Below are 16,668 nucleotides of genomic sequence, written 5' to 3' on the forward strand. Positions count from 1 at the left end.
AATCTGCAAAAATTATCTGCCCACTACCGGGAACTCTGAAATGCGCAGCTTGGTACAGCCATAAGGCACCAGTGTTACTTCTTCATCTTTCTCTTTCGGCGTGCCTTCATTATAAATTACGCTGTAAGGCATCGGGCCCGTCATGTTATTATACAATGTCCAGTTAGGGATGCGGCGTGCTTTTACGGTAAGCTGTAGCGGCGCACTAGCTAAATCCCATGGATAAGCACTAACCTGGTCTTTCTTCTGCAGCGCAAATGCTTTCTCAAGTTGATTGTTGCGCGTTTCAATCAAACCATAGTTCCAGGGTGTGGTTGGGCGCACTTCATAATACTCGCTGCCATAGGCAATAGGGTCACGGTCGTTTTTAACCAGTTTAATGTCTTCGCCAATCTTCAGGGCATATACCAGCGGACCGCGCTCTATAGACACCGAGTTTTCATACCAGGTATTTTTGAAAATGTGCATCGGTAATTGCAGTTCAACTACGTCGCCGTTTTTCCAATCGCGGTTTATTTTCACAATCTGGTTGCCGGGCGATTGTTGTACTTCGGTACCATTAACCTTAATGGTCGCATTTTTACACCAGGCCGGTATGCGCAGATGGAAGGGGAATGATACTGATTTTGCATTTTTCTTTAAGCTCAGTGTAAAACGGATATTTTCATCAAACGGGTAATTGGTTTCCTCTTTAAAAGTAACCGGCACGCCGTTAGCCACATTGGCATTAACGTCACTGGCCGAATAAACCAATGCCGCCAGTCCGTTATCGGGCGTTGCGTACCACAGATTTTGGGTAAACTTAGGCCAGCCCTGGTGCATGTTTGAGGTGCAGCAAGGGTAACCCGAAAGTAAACCATAACAAACATCGGTACCCGCATGGTTAACGTTAAAGTTATGTGCCGCACGGGTAAGCATCACCTGGTTAGCCTGCTGAAAATATTGACGTGTCATGTAATCTTCAGAGGTTTGGGCGGGCAAGGCGTTAAAAGCTATTTTCTCCAGTCGGTCGGCATAGTCAACTCCGCCGGTAATCGCCAGCGAATTCTCCAAAGTAAACATCATCTCAACAGCTGTACACAACTCAGAGCCCTGGGTAGGGTTGTTGCCATGCAGCGACTCATCGGCACCAAAAAGACCATGCGCCATGCCGTTATATTTGGTCAGGTCGTGCAGTCCTTTTTGCATTGCATCCACATATTGTTGCTCCGGATGTTGCTGATAGTAGATCAGCGGTTCTTTCATACCCTCGGCTAAATTAACGCCGTGAGCACTACCCAGGCGGGTTAACATTTCGCCTTTCAGGAAAGCACCGGTAAAATCAAAAGTTTGTTTATGTATCAGGTCGCCCAGATCCAACAGAAATTTATCACCTGTTATATTGTACAGCCAATAAACCACCATCAGGTTGTCGCCGCCGCGCCATTGGCCCCAAAAAGTCCAATGGTTAAGTGGTTCTTTAGGCAGTTCTTTAAGCTGATATTTGAAATAGTTGGTTAACAGGTTGATCACCCGTTTGTCGCCGGTAGCAGTGTAGTATTGCTGCAATACTTTAAGCATTACCATTTTTGGCCACCAGTCGCGGCTATTGTCGCGTTGTATGCCGGGCTCGTTCGGGTAATCCTTCGATGGGCCAAAATAACCGTCAGGCTGCTGGCTTTTAATGCTCCACTCAATCCAGGGTTTTACTTTGGCTATAAGCTCTTTATCTTTCAGGATGTAAGCCAGCGGCAGCAGGCCGTCTATCCAGTAAGGGCCGCGTTCCCATTGGTCGCCATCGCCACCTAGCCAGCCATTGCGTTTACCCATTACCAGCGGATACAACTTATCCAGATTGCCGGTGGCACCTTCTTTTTGCCTGATCAGCATTTCGCGCAGCCAGCCGTGTGGGGTAATAGCACCCAGCGGCAGTTCAATGTATGGGCTTTGTCTTAACGGTGCTTTGGCCAATGTATAATTTTGACTGTAGCCAATTTGTGGAACAACAGCGAAACAAACCAGTAAGGCAAGCAGATAGAAACGTCTCATAAAAAGGAATAATTTGGCCCTAAACTTAAGCAGATTTATTTAAAATCGGCGCAACAAGTAAGTATTGCAAAATAACTTTTGAAACTTCGGACAGCGTGGGTGATCATTAGACGCAATGCATTACGTCTAATATGCTATCGGGCTTACCAGCGTGTAAATCAATGATCCAAAAAACCACTTAAAAGTCAGAAAAAGTGATCCAAAGTGATCCAAATTCTAAAGGTAAAATTGTTAATATATTAATTATCAGTTAGTTAATTTCTTATAGTGATCCAGGTGATACACATACACACTTGGATCACCATCACTTGATTTCGGCAGCTATCAACGGACCAACCCAAACGTTTTCAGATAGGTATATACGTAGCAACCGGCGCAAAAACCTGCTAATGATTCTAAAGCTGCAAACACCATCAGGATTGCCAACAATACCCTGGCAACGGTGAATAACCCGGTAAGCAAAGCGATAGTTATCGCCAATGAAAATACCAGGCCGACAAAAGCCGCAAAGCGTTTAGGCGCCCTGTCAACCGGTTTGGGTTTTCTGCCTGATGCCTTGAGCAGCCATCCCGCAATAAAACTTAGCGGGCTATACTTATTGAGATTAAGCGCTCGCAAAATAAAGTCAACCAACATGAATAGAGATAAGCCCCAATTGAGCGTTACAAAACAAATAATGGCCAACAAAAGTACTACAAAGGCCACCAGCCTTGCCCGATGTTCATCAACGGTTACAAAATCAACCGGGCAATCTAAATTATCATTTGCCATAGCTATTGTGGCAGTTTTCCGGGTATAGACTGATGAGCAGCTGCGCTGCTTTTTGCACCTTTAAAACCGTACCAGTAGGTGGTAGCGGCAAAGTCGGCAAAGCCATCTTTCCAACCCAGAGTTTCAATGCTAAAGCGAAACGATTTGCTGAATGGTACAGCGTCGAGGTTGCGGGTACGGGTAAATGTGTTGTAACCAAATGAGTCGGCGTTGTCAGCACGTGGTGCATTGGCAAAAGGTGTTTGATATAGCACCACCGGCGCCCACGAGGTATTGTAATAATCTTCAGTACCCGTGCCATATTCCACAGGGAAAGCAGCCCCATCAACCCAGATCTTTTGGTCGCCTTCGCCGTACCAGACATGCATGTGGTTGTACACTGCAAAGGTTTCGCCCATAAAAACGCCGCTGCCTTCAATGGTATTCAAGTCCCAATCCATAGGATAATCTTTATCTGTCGGATAAACCGGCACATCAACATGCCTTAGCGGGACATTAACCCGGTTCTTCCAGTCGGCATGGAAATACATGGTATATTTATTCCAGTTCCATTTACCGTTGGCCGCTTTAAGGGATACTTTAACCGCTTTATCCCCTAAATTTAAAACCGTTATTTTGGCTGTATGCCGGTAAGGCATTACCCAACGGCTGATGATCTCGCCATCGGCTTTTACGGTGCGGTACCAGCTCTTCAGCGGTTTGCCGCCTACGCCCGATCCGGAGAAATCTCCGATAGGGCACCATACAGTCTGCTCGCCATCAAAATCTATCTTCAATATCGTCGAACGCAATGCTTGCGCATAATCCGCTGAGTTATCAGTTTTTATGCTGATGGAAAGCATCTGTATACTCGACGAGCCATGAGGCAAATCTACAGAAGCTTGGTTGTTAGGCGCTATTTGCTGATCAATGTCGGTAGTGGGCCCTGTTATTATGCTGTCAGGGTGTAATAGTTTATCATTTGTCTTGTCGGCCAGGGCCTTGAGCTCATTGAAATGTTTTAAGGTAAAGGTTTCGGCATGCCTCACTTTAAGGTAATTGATCTGATAATAACGTGGCTGACTATCCTTGTCTTTATCTTCAAAAGTGACTTTGCAATGCTTAGCGTAAGGCATAGGCAGGTAGAGTGTGCTGCCTCCTTTTTCTTTAGGTTCATAGCTGGAGTGAGGCTGCAATAACGCGCGGCCCAATGGCAATCCTATCTTCATCAAATCATAAGCGGGGATAGTAATTTCTGGCTCAGCTTTATTGTCAAAATAAATACGGATAATGCCATCGCGTTTAAAAGTAGTTAGCCAGAAACGGACAATAACGCCCGGGCCATCCGCATCCATCATCACATGCTCCTGACGGCCGTCCACTATATCGGTACGGATATACTGCGAAGCGTCCTTGTTAGTAAACCACCCCGGCTGGTCAAAGGCTACCGAACGGCGGTCATAACTACTTGCCTGGTATTCTCTGAGGTGGCCTCCCGGTTTCAAAGCCCGCAAGGTATTGTTGGTCATAAAGTTTAACAGAGATTTACTAGTATCCACAGCGCAGCCTGTAAATAGCAGCGACGATAATAAGGTTAGAAAAACGGTCTTCCGGTTTTTGCGCATATACAATGCTAAAAAAATAAACTGATATTAAACAGTTATTTGGTGTTCGGCACTGTACGGCCGGTTGTAACGGTACCGAACAGTTAAATGCACCGCAAATTTATTGGTCAGTGGTTAATAAAAGCACCGATATTATACCGTTTTCATCAACACCAATTGAACATCTATCTGTCAATAATAAATTACCACTAAATTTATGGTTATTTAACCTCTGCGTCGAAAGCGCTGTTGATAATTTGTCCATTCCGTTTTGCCTGTATCCAGATACGGTATTTACCTGGTTGCGGGAACGTATAGGGAAAGCTAACCTGATGTTGCATCCCGCCCATTTTGGTTGAAGACATCGCAGGCATACCGGCCATAAGTAATTTTGTGCGATCAGCTTCATTCATAGCGTTCAAGTGCGCTACAAAGCGGTCAATGCTGTCTGCAAATTCTTTTGGTTTTGGCAGATAACTATCTAACGGTTTATGGAAAGCAATCCTGTCTAACAAAGCTTTTTGCGAACCCATCGAATAGCTCCCCGCCGGGTGCAGGTGGATATAAACACTGCCGTCATCTTTCAATATTACGGCATGTGCCGGCATACCCATATAAGGTTCCAGTTTGGCAGGCTGGCCGTTCGGTGCCAATATCTCAAAGTTTAGTTGAGTAAGCTCATTGGTTCTTAACTGCAGGCCAGGCTTTTGCACCCAGATAATGGTTGACCCATCATTTAGTTTGGTTGCTATGCCGGGCAATCCACAAGTGGCGGCGCCGGTACGGGCGGGCATATTTTTATTTACCGGGTTAGTAATATAGTAAGTGTCGTCAGGATCAGGTATGGCGCCGACTGGATTTGTCATACCTGCCTTTTGATGGGTATGATCTTTAATTTCCAGTGTATCTACGATAGTTTCGGCAAAGCCGCTCAGGCGTGTTATATCAGCATACACCCAATATTTGCCAGCAGGCAGATCGGGTGTTTTGGCTTCAAAAGTAACGGAGTCAACACGGCGCGGATGAAGATGCGCAAACACATCCAGATCGCCGGCTTTGACCAGGAACAGGTGCATCAGCTTGCCGTGGTCGGGTATCAGGTAACTCATTTTACGCGTAATGTTCATGCGTTTTGAGCTGGTTATGCTGTTGAGCTGATCAATATCTATTGATAGCCGCAGTGTGCCATTTTCAGTATTAACCGTAGTTGTGGCCTGTAACGGCCGATACAAGAAGTGGTTATATTTCGCGGCAGCAGCATTCCACCAGATGCGTCCACCCCATAATATCAGCAGCAAAATAATGAGCGCACTTAGGCCACCAATCAACCGCTTGCGGCGGATGTGTTGAGTCAATTCAGATCCAGGCTCCAGCTGGCTATCAGCTACGCTAGATGCTATGATGGTTACCATAAGTAATACTAAAAAAGCAGCCATAGCCAGCAAACCCCAGCCTAAGCCGGGGGACATGGTTTTTTTAGCTGTTGATATGGCCATAACAGGCACCAGAACAGTGCCTTTACCTTTAGGGCCGTCAATGGTAATATCGATGCTCGAGGTACCGATATTCATGAACCAGATCTTTACATCATAACGGCCGGGTTGATTTTTGGCGGGAATAGCTACGTCTGCGCGAGGTGTACCGTCAGTGCCTGCAGTCCAGTAAACGGGTTTGGCGCTCACTGTTATGCCTTTGGGTGATTCTTGCAGGAACACACTCACCTGGGCAGTGCCGGGTATAACGTCGGGCGGATTGATACTTACAATTACTTTGTAGGGGCCGGCATTGCCCTCAAAGGTTACACTGGGGCTGCCCACATGCGCGTAGGTGCTGCGGGCAATAAAAAGCATAGTGAGAGAAAATATAAATCTTTTCATGTAAGGTTTAGCGTTTGATTGATTTCATCCAACGGCCCCAGGTTAAACCCAACCATGCCGACAACACCCCAAACACCATCGCGATAGCTAAACCCTTGATTAACACGACTCCCGTATCATTATTCCATGGCGCAATAGTATAACGGTATTCGTAATTGGGGTCTGAGCCAAAATACCATGAATTGGTGCCAAAGAACCAGTTTCTTGAATAAGGCGATGCCAGGAAATCGCCGAACGGCCATTGCACTGTAAGCAGTATCAATGTAAACGTAACGCCCAGTGCCAAAGCTTTTATAATTGGTTTTTGGCCTTGCAGGCGATGATTAATCAGATCAATCATCAAAGCCGGGAAGATTAGGAGCAGCGGGAAATGGAACGCCTGGTAATTATTAAAATGATAATATACCGGCCCTAACTTAGGCTCGGCATGGAACAGGGGTAATACCCAAACCAGCAGGGCCATGAGTATCATGTAAACTGCGGCCATGCGCGTGGCGCCCCATTTACTGGTAGATGCACGGGATATAGCCACCAGGAATAACGGGAATAAAGCCGAAGCCACCTGGTAAAACAGCACCTTATGCATATCATGCCGGGTAAGATATTCTGAGACGATGGTGAACAGCATCACCAATAAAAAGCCGGATGACAACATGAAGCAAACCGCCAGGGCCTTCTGCGAATAAGTGTTAGCCGGGGCCACCCGGTTTTGCAAAGCCATCACACTTACCATGGCGCCAAACTGGATATTGATCATTCCTAATAGCAACACGGTGTGCGGCGGCGAGAGGATCTGTACATCCAGGCCAAAGGTATTGTGCCACCAGTCATCAAACGGGGCGGAGGTGATCATGGTGAAGGCACCCCAGATGCAGAACAGCGCACCCAGCGACCCATAGAAGAAGTTCCAGAACTTGATAGATTGCTGCTTTTGTTCAGCTTTGCCGGCAAAGGTAAGGCGCAGTACGTAGTAGCCCGAGAATAAGCCCGACGTAATGGCACCCAGGTAGGTAACCAAATGCGGCGGCGCAAACAAACCATCGCGGCCTATGCTCATGTGCCAGGAGATGTCCCATATCAACCCAATAACTATGCAGAACGAGGCGAAGACCACGGCATAAACGTAGATAGGCAGCGCACGGCTGCTTCCGGCCCTTGGTTGAGATAAGGTTATGGTACTCATTGTATTGGCGTTTAAGCGGTGGTGTCTGCTTTACAGGCACCGCAGCAAGATACGCCAAAATATCAAACATAAAAACAGTACCTAAAAGCCTGGGCCGGGTTGCGGGTTGCCGGTTTCATTTGGTGGCGATGGTTGTGGCGGCAGCTCTTGTGGTACTTCCTGCACTTCTCTTTGAGGGAGGTCAGGCTCATGTGGGTCGTGTGGCTGTTGTATCTCGGGACGCTCGGGATTTACCGGCCTTTCGTCTGGTTCGTTGGGCATGGTTTGCTTTTTCATAGTAATAAATAAAATGATCGGGGCGTTTAATTGTTTTAGTGAAATAAGTGCGGTGGTGTTTCACTAAAAAGTGAAACACTTTGAAACACTTGAAACACTTTTTATAGTTAAATTGCTGAAAATAAGAAAGTTGTAAAAATTGAGTGAAACACTTTGAAACAGTACCAATACTTTAGGTAATGGTAGTTAACTGCTTGTAAATAAACTTATTGATGCTATTTTCAGATTTTTTGACTAAATGCGAGTGAAACACCCTGAAACTTCAATTAGTTAATTAGTTGAGCAGAGATAAGTTATTGATAATTCAAATTAAGGGTTCATTTGTCAAATAACAGAAACCAAAAACAGCGCAGTTATGTTAAACTTAAAAATACACACTTATGAAAAATCTATTTAGAAGACAGAATAATACGCCCCTGATAATCCTGGGCGTAACAGGTGTAGCGGCAGCCGGTGCTATTGCTTATTTGTATTTAACTGATAGTGGCAACAATACCCGCAATAAGATATCTGACTCGCTGGGAGATACTATCGACAAAATAAGCCACAGCCTGAAAGACGAGTTCAAGAACATGGCATCAACTTTTATAAGCGATAAAACAGGAGTCTCAAGAAGGGCCGTAAAAGCGGTGGCCGATCATGTAAGCAGATAGCTATTTGACCCAGCCTTCATATCGAAGAAACCGGATAAGCCGGGGATCGTCCTTTGATAATACCGGCATCCAGCCGCCCAGCAACCCGCGTGTCCAATACAGGCCCTGCGGGTTGCCGGGCTTGGCAAATTTATATTGGTAAATAGTGGCCCTGATATACCGCGGCGCCCTGCCGTGGAAGGGGTCATTGGCAAACAGGCTCAAGGCTGTCGCGTCATGATGTAAAAGCTTCCAGGCTAAATTGTAGGTCCACGGATATTGCTCTGCCGTACCCATTGATGCAAACCACATCTGCCAGTCGAGCCGTAATTGGTAAGGCGCTACCTGCGGTGGGCGTTTATTCAGGGCTACCGGCAGGCCTTTGTATAAATATGGTGTCCAATTGGCTTTATTGCCGGTGGTGTCGTCCAGTGTCCCCTCAAAGATCACGTTAAAGCGTTGCGTTCCTACACTGCCAAAGGCGCCGTAAGTATTTACCAGTTCAAAAGGCTCGAACGACCGGTTCATGGCCTGGTTAGGTGATAGAATATTATAAAGCGGCTGTATGCTCAAAATGCCGACGATGCCTGTAATTACCCATGCAGTTATTGTCATTGGTTTTGATTCTTCGGCCTGTTCGTCGGCCACGCGGGCCTTTGCGCTCAATTTTTTGGGCAATATCAGTACCCAGAAGCTATCGTCAAAACAAGCTAAAGCCGGTATAATAGTCAGCCAGTTGAGGAAAGACAGGTTGCCGCTTAAGATGATGAATACTTGCAGCAGCACAATAATAACCCCTGCAATGTGCCTGCCGATGCGGGGCCAAAACACAAAGAAGGGTGCAACCAGTTCGGCCAGCCAATTGAACCAGACGCCAAGCTTTAACAATATCCGCGGTAAAAAATGAAACCAGCGCGTAAGCGGACCGGGGATAGGCTGTGTTTCAAAATAATAGTAAAGCGCAGTAGCATTGCGCCAGGTTTGGTCGCCCCGAAATTTGATCATACCTGCACCCACCATAACCCGCCAGGTAAGCCAGCGGAACAAAATGATAATGGCCCACGGCGTCGGCCTGTTAGGGAAAGGCCGCATATCGAGCAGCGGGCAAAGAAATATCGCCAGGAAACCTGTTTCGGTTAATTGTATTTCCCAGCCGTAGCCATACCAATCCTGCCCGGCGTGTACTATAGACAAATACAGAAACCACAACACCGCCATTAAGGGCGCATTGGCAAACCCCGCGACAACCACCAGCGAAAGGATGAAGCCTGCCCAGGCTACAGCCTGCAAAGCGGCATCCGAGTGCCAGAACCAAAATAAAGAAGGCAGCTTCCAAAATCCGGCACCCGTCGACCCGTATGATTGCCGGATAGCATCAAAAAAATTTCCAACCGGCAGCAAACCGTGCTCACCGATAAGCGGAATAAGCTGGTTTATTGCCACCAAAAAAGCAACCGCGTATACCGTACCCAACAAACGCAGCAGCACAAAGCGCGTGAGCCAGTAGGTGGGGGCAGTGTCGGTTTCCCGGGTGATGCTCATGGTGTTTAGATAAAGATAAACCTTTTCGGACGATGAGGACTCATCCGGTCTACGCTTGCCGGACCTCCCTCTCTTCCCCTTCGGCGGAAAGAGGGGCCAAGAATATGTGCGATTCCCTCCCCCGGGAGCCAATGATTGATTATTTCAGTGTCTACAAATATGTCAATTCAATCAATAATATCAAAAAGGCGGTTTTTGATTGGGCCGTTACCATTGACATGGTAAAAGTATAGCCATGATTCGACGCTCCCCAACGGTCAAACCAATTAGGGAATACCTTTTAAATCTCGATAAAAAAGTAATGGAAGGGGAGTATTTAAATCATGCTCAAATAACGGCTTTTTTTGATATTTGCAAAGTCATGGGATATTTTAGCATCAGAATTATTTTAAAAATGAACACTATGAGAAAGTATTTAGAACCCCTGGACTTAATTGGTGGCAAGAACGAGCAATTTATTTGGCTATACGGCTAAAGAGTTACAAGAGGCACTCCGTGAATTAGGTATTAAGTACAGTAACCAAAAGCAAGCCATATTCAAACTGGAAAAATATGACCTAATCAGAATTGGATTTGTTGATTTGTTCTTAGCGATGGGTAACAGCAAAGCCTATGCTAAAAATGTAGGAAATATTGCAAAGACAATAGCTAAAGAAATAAAAACAGAAGTTTATAACGATATTGATATTTCAATAGATTTTAATCAAACAATCAGAAACGTATTATTCCTGATTTAAAAAGCTATAAAAAAGAATAATAGTGCAATACTTAATAAATTCAATCAAGCTGGTGAGAAAAAAATTGGATTTAAAGGCTTAAAAAAGGATAATTTTGGCAAATTATTAGGTGCAGTTGCTAATGTTGGTCAACCACCTAAAGATTAATTTATTTCAATAATTCTTTATCATATTCACTAAGTCTGATTATAAGATTTAATCTTTGTTCATCAGTTAAAGTATCCATTTTTTCATTTCTATACATCCTGTAAACTGTCGGACTATATTGAGAACTGTCGGGAAGTTTAGATAAATTTAATTCTTTTCTTAACTCATTTCGCAACTCGATTAATAATTCGTTGAAGTTTTCCTTACCCCCCGACATGGTAAATTTATTAGTCAATGCTATTAATTTTTCATCACCCATTAACTGTATGCTATTTACAGCTGATTCTGCGTAATTCAGGTAAACATAATCATATTTATTATGTTGCAATCCCTTTCTGTCAATGTCTCTATGGTCAGAGTTTTCCAATCTAATATATGCGTCAAGCAATAGCTTTACTTTTAAAGATCTTTTTGATTCATTAACAGATTGAACATTGTTCATATATCCCGTTATAAACCAACTTATTATTGTTAAGCCGAAACCTACAGCAAGAATTAGATTTTTTTGATAGTCAGCATCTTTTTTAATCAATTTTGTAAAAACCACTACAAGAATTATTGCCACAATAACAATCGCTGAAATGATCGGTTTCAATCCTACTGGATCGGGTATAAAAATTAGACAAAAAACTAAGATTGCAAGCGCTACGCCTACTTTAAGTAATAATCTATTCATATTATAAATTCGACAAAAAAATTGAAAATCAACAAGTTATAAAAATAGACATATAGCAGATAATAAAAACATTAAAATAATAAACAGGTATCGTTTATCTTTTGCTCTAATAATACAGAAAGCCCAATAATACCAATTAATAATAGCAATAAACCTATTTGTATATAAGTGGGGTATTTTCAAAATTATCCGCACTTAGGGTTAGATTTGGCGTAAATTTATATATCATTCCCTCGCCAGGGGGGGCTTATACGCTTGACTTGACGCCGAACCCCTCCCTGCCTAGCTCTCAACATCCGCACCCCTCCCGGGGGAGGGAATTTTTATTGCATGCTCAAAACAGCAATCCTCGCAAGTGTAGACACTTGCGCTATAAATCCGGTTAAGCCTGAACGCTTAACCGGGCGGAAGCGAAGGCGAGGAATATCGAACATCGAATGATGAATTCTGAATGATGAAATACTTCACATTCAATTCATCATTCGATATTACAAATTAAACTGCCCTCTTTTCCTACTTGCGGAAGAGAGGGGCGTTGAGCGAAGCGATGTGGGGTGAGTCCCCAAAGCCGGGGTTTATCTCGCGGGCTTTTCTCCGCCATGTTCGCGGTTTTTCAGCTCGGCGGCTACGCTGCTTTCCGTGGTCGCGGCACTTTTAGCTTTTTTTTGTATTCGTTCTTCTCTGTTGGCATTAGTCCGTTGCGGGCTGACAGCCGTCTGTTTCTTAGTTTCCATAACAGATCAATTTGGTTACTAATTCAACAGGGTGGTTTTTATAAAGTTTACAAATTATTAAACAAATAGCCCAGGTATTACTTATTTAAATAAACATCGGCTATGACAAAGAGAGAAAACGTAAGCACTTTTCCGCGCAAGGGCAAGCCGTCGGGCGGCGAGAAGGATTTGGGCAATCTGGACGAAATTAATAACGAATTAAATGAGTTGGATGACGATGTGTTAACCAACGAAGCCGAAATTAAACACCCCAACCGTAATGTGCACAAAGGCGAGGACGTGGCCCGCTTTACCGACCGCGATGATGATGACGATCAACCGTAATTATGTAATGCCCTGTGTATGGCAGATTTATTATACTTTTATGGGCAAATAACCTTTAAAACCCGATCGGCCTTTTAACACAAAATATGACTATGATCACGGCACTTGACGCTAAAACCGCACTGGTTTTAATCGACCTGCAAAACAGTATTGCCGGCCTGCAAACCGTGCATCCTTTTAATGATGTGGTAAAAAACTGCACTCAATTAATTGATGCTTTCCGGACTAAAAAGCTGCCGGTGGTTTTTGTTCGGGTAATTACCGTCGGTGCTAAGTGGACACTGGCGCGGGTGGAGCGGTCGAATATGCCAAAGACTGAAGAAGGCATCCGCGAGATGAAAGCGAAAATTGAAGCTACAGGCGCTGCAAATATCATTTCACAACTGGAAGTTAAAGACGGCGATCTGCTGATCACCAAGCATACCTGGAGTGCTTTTCCTGAAACGTTATTGCATGACGAACTGCAAAAGCGAGGTATCACCGGTATTGTATTGGGCGGTGTAGCTACCAGCATTGGTGTCGAAGCCACGGCCCGCGACGCGAGCGTGTTGGGTTATAACCTGACTTTTGCTAAAGATGCCATGACAGATCTGACCGCTTCAGGGCATGAACATAGCCTGAACACTATCTTTCCGCGTATCGGCGAGATTGATACTACCGAGGCCATCATTGCCAAACTAAGGGAACTGGCTGTTATTTCTTAAAATAAGGCTTTATTATAGTTGCTATTTTCCTGGTGGCTATAGCAGAACCCTGGGCCGATAAGTGATGTTGGTCTACAAAAAATGTATCCGTTGCAAATTCGGGTATATGTGCTAAGTTGACGTAGATACCGTTGTTTTTTTTGACGATGGCTTCACATTTTGAGGTATGCTGCAATGATATGTTGGGATTATTTAAAAATTGTTCGTAATCTTTTCGCACAGGTTGTTGAACAAAAATCAGCTTAACATTTTGTTGATTTAAAAAACGGGCAAGTGAGTCTAATGATCGGTACTGCGAATTGGTATAAGCCGTAGGAAAAAGGATTTTGACATTACCCGCACCTGGTGCTGCGGTTTTGCTCAGCAATATAGCGCCATAGTTATCAAACATAAGCGAGGTATAAATATTATATTTTCGAAAGGCATTAACCATTTTTTTGCGATCTGCGATAGCGGGTAATGAATTAAAGTTTTTGTAATAAAAGTAGCCTTTAAATTGTTTGAGGAAGTCGGGCACATCAAGATATTCTTTGATAGATGCATTGCCTCCTGATTCGAAGTCGCGCGTTGAGGACGCTATTATGACGTACCGGGGCTTAAGCCGCGGCGTATAATATTCTAACAGGTTTTTAAGATCGCTCATTTGCAAACCCCACGATGCCAGATTATAATAGCTTCGGCTCAGGCTGTCGGTTATAACCTTAGAGTTGATGTTATCTACAGTCATCGATGAGCCGATGGCCAAAATATCGACTTGCTTTATATGGTGTTGTCTGAAATGGTCTATTTTAGCGTCAAAGCTTACAGAATTGGTTAGCAACGGTTCATATCCCAGTTTTAAAAGGAACGCGAACAAACAAACCACAGGTGCCACGATTGCAGCCAGGCTCAAGAGCAGAGAGCATACTTTTTTAAACATCTCTTAGAATTGGAAATAGATAAACTGTTTGTGGCTGGCGGTACCAAAAGTTAACAATAACAATATAAAAGCATAATAAATACCCCAGCGTATATATTTAGGCTTGCTGTTTACATACTCAAGTATGCTGCGGCGTTTTTGTAACAAGTGCACGGTTTCAAGTATGGCTATTACCAGTATTGCCGGTATCATTTTATTAACCGGGGGCGCTAGTGACTGCAGATGGTGCGTGTGTATAATGCTCATAACATCTGCGCAGGTATCAGTAAACATACTTTTCAAAATATGGATAGCATCGGCAATGGTATGGGCTCTGAAAAATACCCACGAAATACAGATCAGCACAAAAGTAGTTGGAAACTGTATCCAGCTATATAATTTCGGGAACCTGGTAATACCGCTGGCCCTGGCCACACGGTCGCGTAGTTTTTGGCTGATAATAGCGAATATGAGGTAAAAGCCATTTAGTACCCCCCAGATAATGTAGGTCCAGTTGGCTCCATGCCATAAGCCGCTGATCAGAAACACAACAAACAGGTTAAAGTACCAGCGTGATGCACTTACCCGGTTGCCGCCTAAAGTGATGTACAGATAATCTCTGAACCAGGTTGACAGCGATATATGCCATCGGCTCCAAAACTCGCTGATACTTTTGGAATGGTAGGGGCGGTTAAAGTTTTTTACCAGTTTAAACCCCATAACCTTAGCAGCACCAAGGGCAATATCAGTATAGCCGGAAAAATCGCAGAATATCTGAAAAGCAAAAAATATTGTGGCGATGACAAAGTTTAGCCCGTGGTATTTATGCGGCTCATCATAAGCTACATTTACAATGTCGGCGAGCCTGTCGGCAATAGCAATTTTTTTAAACAAGCCCCAGGCCATAAGCTTTAAACCATCTGCTATGCGCTGATAGTCGAAATCATGCTTTTCATAAAATTGGTGCAGGATATTTTGTGGACGTTCTATTGGTCCGGCAACCAACTGCGGATAAAACATTACATATAAGGCGTAAATGCCAAAGTTGCGCTCGGGTTTATAATTGCCGCGATAAACTTCGACGGTATAGCTCATAGCCTGAAAGGTGTGGAAAGATAAGCCTATGGGCAGCAAAATGGCGAGATAAGGCACCGGGTTTTTAATGCCCCAATTACTCATTACTATGGTGATGTTTTCGTTAACAAAATTATAGTACTTAAATATTGCCAGCACGCCGATATTGGCCACCAAACTGGCCGCGAGTAACCATTTTCGCCTGCGACCCTGCGACTGCCCGATATATATCCCCGCAAAATAATCAATCACAATGGTAAAGAACAGGATCAGTATATAAACGGGTACAAAGCTCATGTAAAAATAGCAGCTTGCAACAAGCAGCAAAAAACACCTGAAACGATGCGGGAGCAGAAAATACAGCGTCGTAACTACGATGAAAAAGTATAAGAAGTGATAAGAATTAAATAACATGACATCGTTTACGGTAATTAAAATTATAAAAAATTATAAAATTGAGATTAACGGCAGGCAGCTTTTTTTACAGTAATACTCATAGCGGTGTTGTATTATGATATTGTAAATCAATTATATTTGATAAAAACCATTTATCATGACGCAGATAAAAAAAGAAGACATCAGCCAGGAAGTATTCGACCTGTATGATGATTATGCACACAACCGGCTTGACCGTCGCGGATTTATGCAGAAGCTGTCACTTTATGCCGTAGGCGGGCTGACGGTACCGGCACTGATGAGTTTTCTGATGCCCGATTATAAAAACAATATCCAGGTAAAAGCCGACGACCCGCGTTTAGAATCGGGATACATCACTTATCAGTCGCCCAACGGTGGGGGTAACATCAAGGCGCTGCTTTCAAAGCCCAAAGATGCCAAAGGCAAGCTGGGCGGCATTGTGGTGGTGCATGAAAATCGTGGTCTGAACCCTTATATTGAAGACGTGGCCCGCAGAGCAGCTGTAGCCGGTTTTATTAGTATAGCTCCGGATGCACTGACGCCGCTGGGTGGTTATCCGGGTAGTGACGATGCGGGCCGCGAAATGCAATCGAAACGCAATTCGGGCGAAATGCTGCAGAATTTTATTGATGCATTTAATTATCTCAAAAACCATAAAGACTGCAACGGTAAAGTAGGTGTGGTGGGTTTCTGTTATGGAGGCGGTGTTGCCAACTCAATGGCTGTACGTTTGCCCGACCTTGCTGCTGCCGTACCTTTTTATGGCGCGCAGCCGCCGGCAGCGGATGTGCCTAAGATACAAGCTCCACTATTGCTGCACTATGCTTCGTTAGATACGCGCATAACCGGTGGCTGGCCTGCTTATGAGGAAGCGTTGAAGGCAAATCATAAAAAATACCAGGCTTATATTTATGAAAATGCAAACCACGGCTTCCATAACGATACTACGCCCCGTTATGATAAAACCGCTGCCGAGCTTGCCTGGAAACGTACGATCGACTTTTTTAAAGAACATTTATCGTAATAGGCAGAGCCTGTATTTTGCCTGTTCAGCATTGATGCGCG

16 protein-coding genes are annotated in these 16,668 nt (G+C 44.3%); 5 read left to right on the plus strand and 11 right to left on the minus strand.

The genetic code is table 11. The features are described from left to right. Positions 1–12: 12 nt before the first annotated feature. From ABD772_RS06740 to ABD772_RS06765, 6 genes are all read right to left on the minus strand, one after another. The gene (locus tag ABD772_RS06740; protein WP_345102057.1) at positions 13–2,028 is read right to left on the minus strand and encodes a beta-L-arabinofuranosidase domain-containing protein; all 2,016 of its coding nucleotides are present in this window, start codon (positions 2,026–2,028) and stop codon (positions 13–15) included. Between the two features lie 324 nt (positions 2,029–2,352). Further along, entirely contained in the window at positions 2,353–2,799 is a 447-nt protein-coding gene (locus ABD772_RS06745) for a DUF4395 domain-containing protein (protein WP_345102059.1), read from the minus strand. A 2-nt stretch (positions 2,800–2,801) separates the two neighbouring features. Further along, positions 2,802–4,307 carry a glycoside hydrolase family 172 protein gene (locus ABD772_RS06750; protein WP_345102061.1) on the minus strand — a complete coding sequence of 502 codons (1,506 nt, stop codon included), beginning with the start codon at positions 4,305–4,307 and terminating at the stop codon, positions 2,802–2,804. A 296-nt stretch (positions 4,308–4,603) separates the two neighbouring features. Beyond that, positions 4,604–6,259 carry a hypothetical protein gene (locus ABD772_RS06755; RefSeq protein ID WP_345102063.1) on the minus strand — a complete coding sequence of 552 codons (1,656 nt, stop codon included), beginning with the start codon at positions 6,257–6,259 and terminating at the stop codon, positions 4,604–4,606. A gap of 7 nt (positions 6,260–6,266) precedes the next feature. Next, complete coding sequence (locus ABD772_RS06760) at positions 6,267–7,442, minus strand: hypothetical protein (protein WP_345102065.1); 1,176 nt, start codon at positions 7,440–7,442, stop codon at positions 6,267–6,269. Between the two features lie 81 nt (positions 7,443–7,523). After that, on the minus strand, positions 7,524–7,718 hold the full coding sequence (locus tag ABD772_RS06765; RefSeq protein ID WP_345102067.1) for a hypothetical protein: 195 nt from the start codon (positions 7,716–7,718) through the stop codon (positions 7,524–7,526). A 380-nt stretch (positions 7,719–8,098) separates the two neighbouring features. Between ABD772_RS06765 and ABD772_RS06770 the strand changes: the two genes are divergently transcribed. Continuing rightward, positions 8,099–8,371: a YtxH domain-containing protein gene (locus tag ABD772_RS06770; protein ID WP_345102069.1), complete on the plus strand. Its 273-nt coding sequence runs from the start codon at positions 8,099–8,101 to the stop codon at positions 8,369–8,371. On the opposite strand, the gene ABD772_RS06775 is transcribed toward ABD772_RS06770, so the two are convergent. Then, positions 8,372–9,892, minus strand: coding sequence for a lipase maturation factor family protein (locus tag ABD772_RS06775; protein ID WP_345102071.1), 1,521 nt, complete (start codon positions 9,890–9,892; stop codon positions 8,372–8,374). A 437-nt stretch (positions 9,893–10,329) separates the two neighbouring features. Between ABD772_RS06775 and ABD772_RS06780 the strand changes: the two genes are divergently transcribed. After that, positions 10,330–10,629, plus strand: a complete 300-nt coding sequence (locus ABD772_RS06780; RefSeq protein ID WP_345102073.1) for a hypothetical protein — start codon at positions 10,330–10,332, stop codon at positions 10,627–10,629. A gap of 148 nt (positions 10,630–10,777) precedes the next feature. On the opposite strand, the gene ABD772_RS06785 is transcribed toward ABD772_RS06780, so the two are convergent. Both ABD772_RS06785 and ABD772_RS06790 read right to left on the minus strand, forming a co-directional pair. Then, entirely contained in the window at positions 10,778–11,452 is a 675-nt protein-coding gene (locus ABD772_RS06785) for a hypothetical protein (protein WP_345102075.1), read from the minus strand. A gap of 575 nt (positions 11,453–12,027) precedes the next feature. Continuing rightward, positions 12,028–12,186 carry a hypothetical protein gene (locus tag ABD772_RS06790; RefSeq protein ID WP_345102077.1) on the minus strand — a complete coding sequence of 53 codons (159 nt, stop codon included), beginning with the start codon at positions 12,184–12,186 and terminating at the stop codon, positions 12,028–12,030. 102 nt (positions 12,187–12,288) lie between these two features. Here ABD772_RS06790 and ABD772_RS06795 point away from each other — a divergent pair, with 102 nt between their 5' ends. Further along, complete coding sequence (locus ABD772_RS06795; RefSeq protein WP_345102079.1) at positions 12,289–12,510, plus strand: hypothetical protein; 222 nt, start codon at positions 12,289–12,291, stop codon at positions 12,508–12,510. Between the two features lie 92 nt (positions 12,511–12,602). Further along, complete coding sequence (locus ABD772_RS06800; RefSeq protein ID WP_345102081.1) at positions 12,603–13,214, plus strand: isochorismatase family protein; 612 nt, start codon at positions 12,603–12,605, stop codon at positions 13,212–13,214. Here the strand turns inward: ABD772_RS06800 and ABD772_RS06805 are convergent. Both ABD772_RS06805 and ABD772_RS06810 read right to left on the minus strand, forming a co-directional pair. Further along, entirely contained in the window at positions 13,204–14,133 is a 930-nt protein-coding gene (locus ABD772_RS06805; RefSeq protein ID WP_345102083.1) for a hypothetical protein, read from the minus strand. The two genes, ABD772_RS06800 and ABD772_RS06805, sit on opposite strands and share 11 nt — an antisense overlap. Positions 14,134–14,136: 3 nt before the next feature. Then, positions 14,137–15,483: an MBOAT family O-acyltransferase gene (locus ABD772_RS06810; RefSeq protein ID WP_345102085.1), complete on the minus strand. Its 1,347-nt coding sequence runs from the start codon at positions 15,481–15,483 to the stop codon at positions 14,137–14,139. Between the two features lie 256 nt (positions 15,484–15,739). Between ABD772_RS06810 and ABD772_RS06815 the strand changes: the two genes are divergently transcribed. Continuing rightward, positions 15,740–16,627, plus strand: a complete 888-nt coding sequence (locus tag ABD772_RS06815; RefSeq protein WP_345102087.1) for a dienelactone hydrolase family protein — start codon at positions 15,740–15,742, stop codon at positions 16,625–16,627. The last annotated feature ends 41 nt before the right edge of the window (positions 16,628–16,668 follow it).

This window comes from Mucilaginibacter panaciglaebae (genome assembly GCF_039539265.1).
GTDB lineage: Bacteria > Bacteroidota > Bacteroidia > Sphingobacteriales > Sphingobacteriaceae > Mucilaginibacter > Mucilaginibacter panaciglaebae.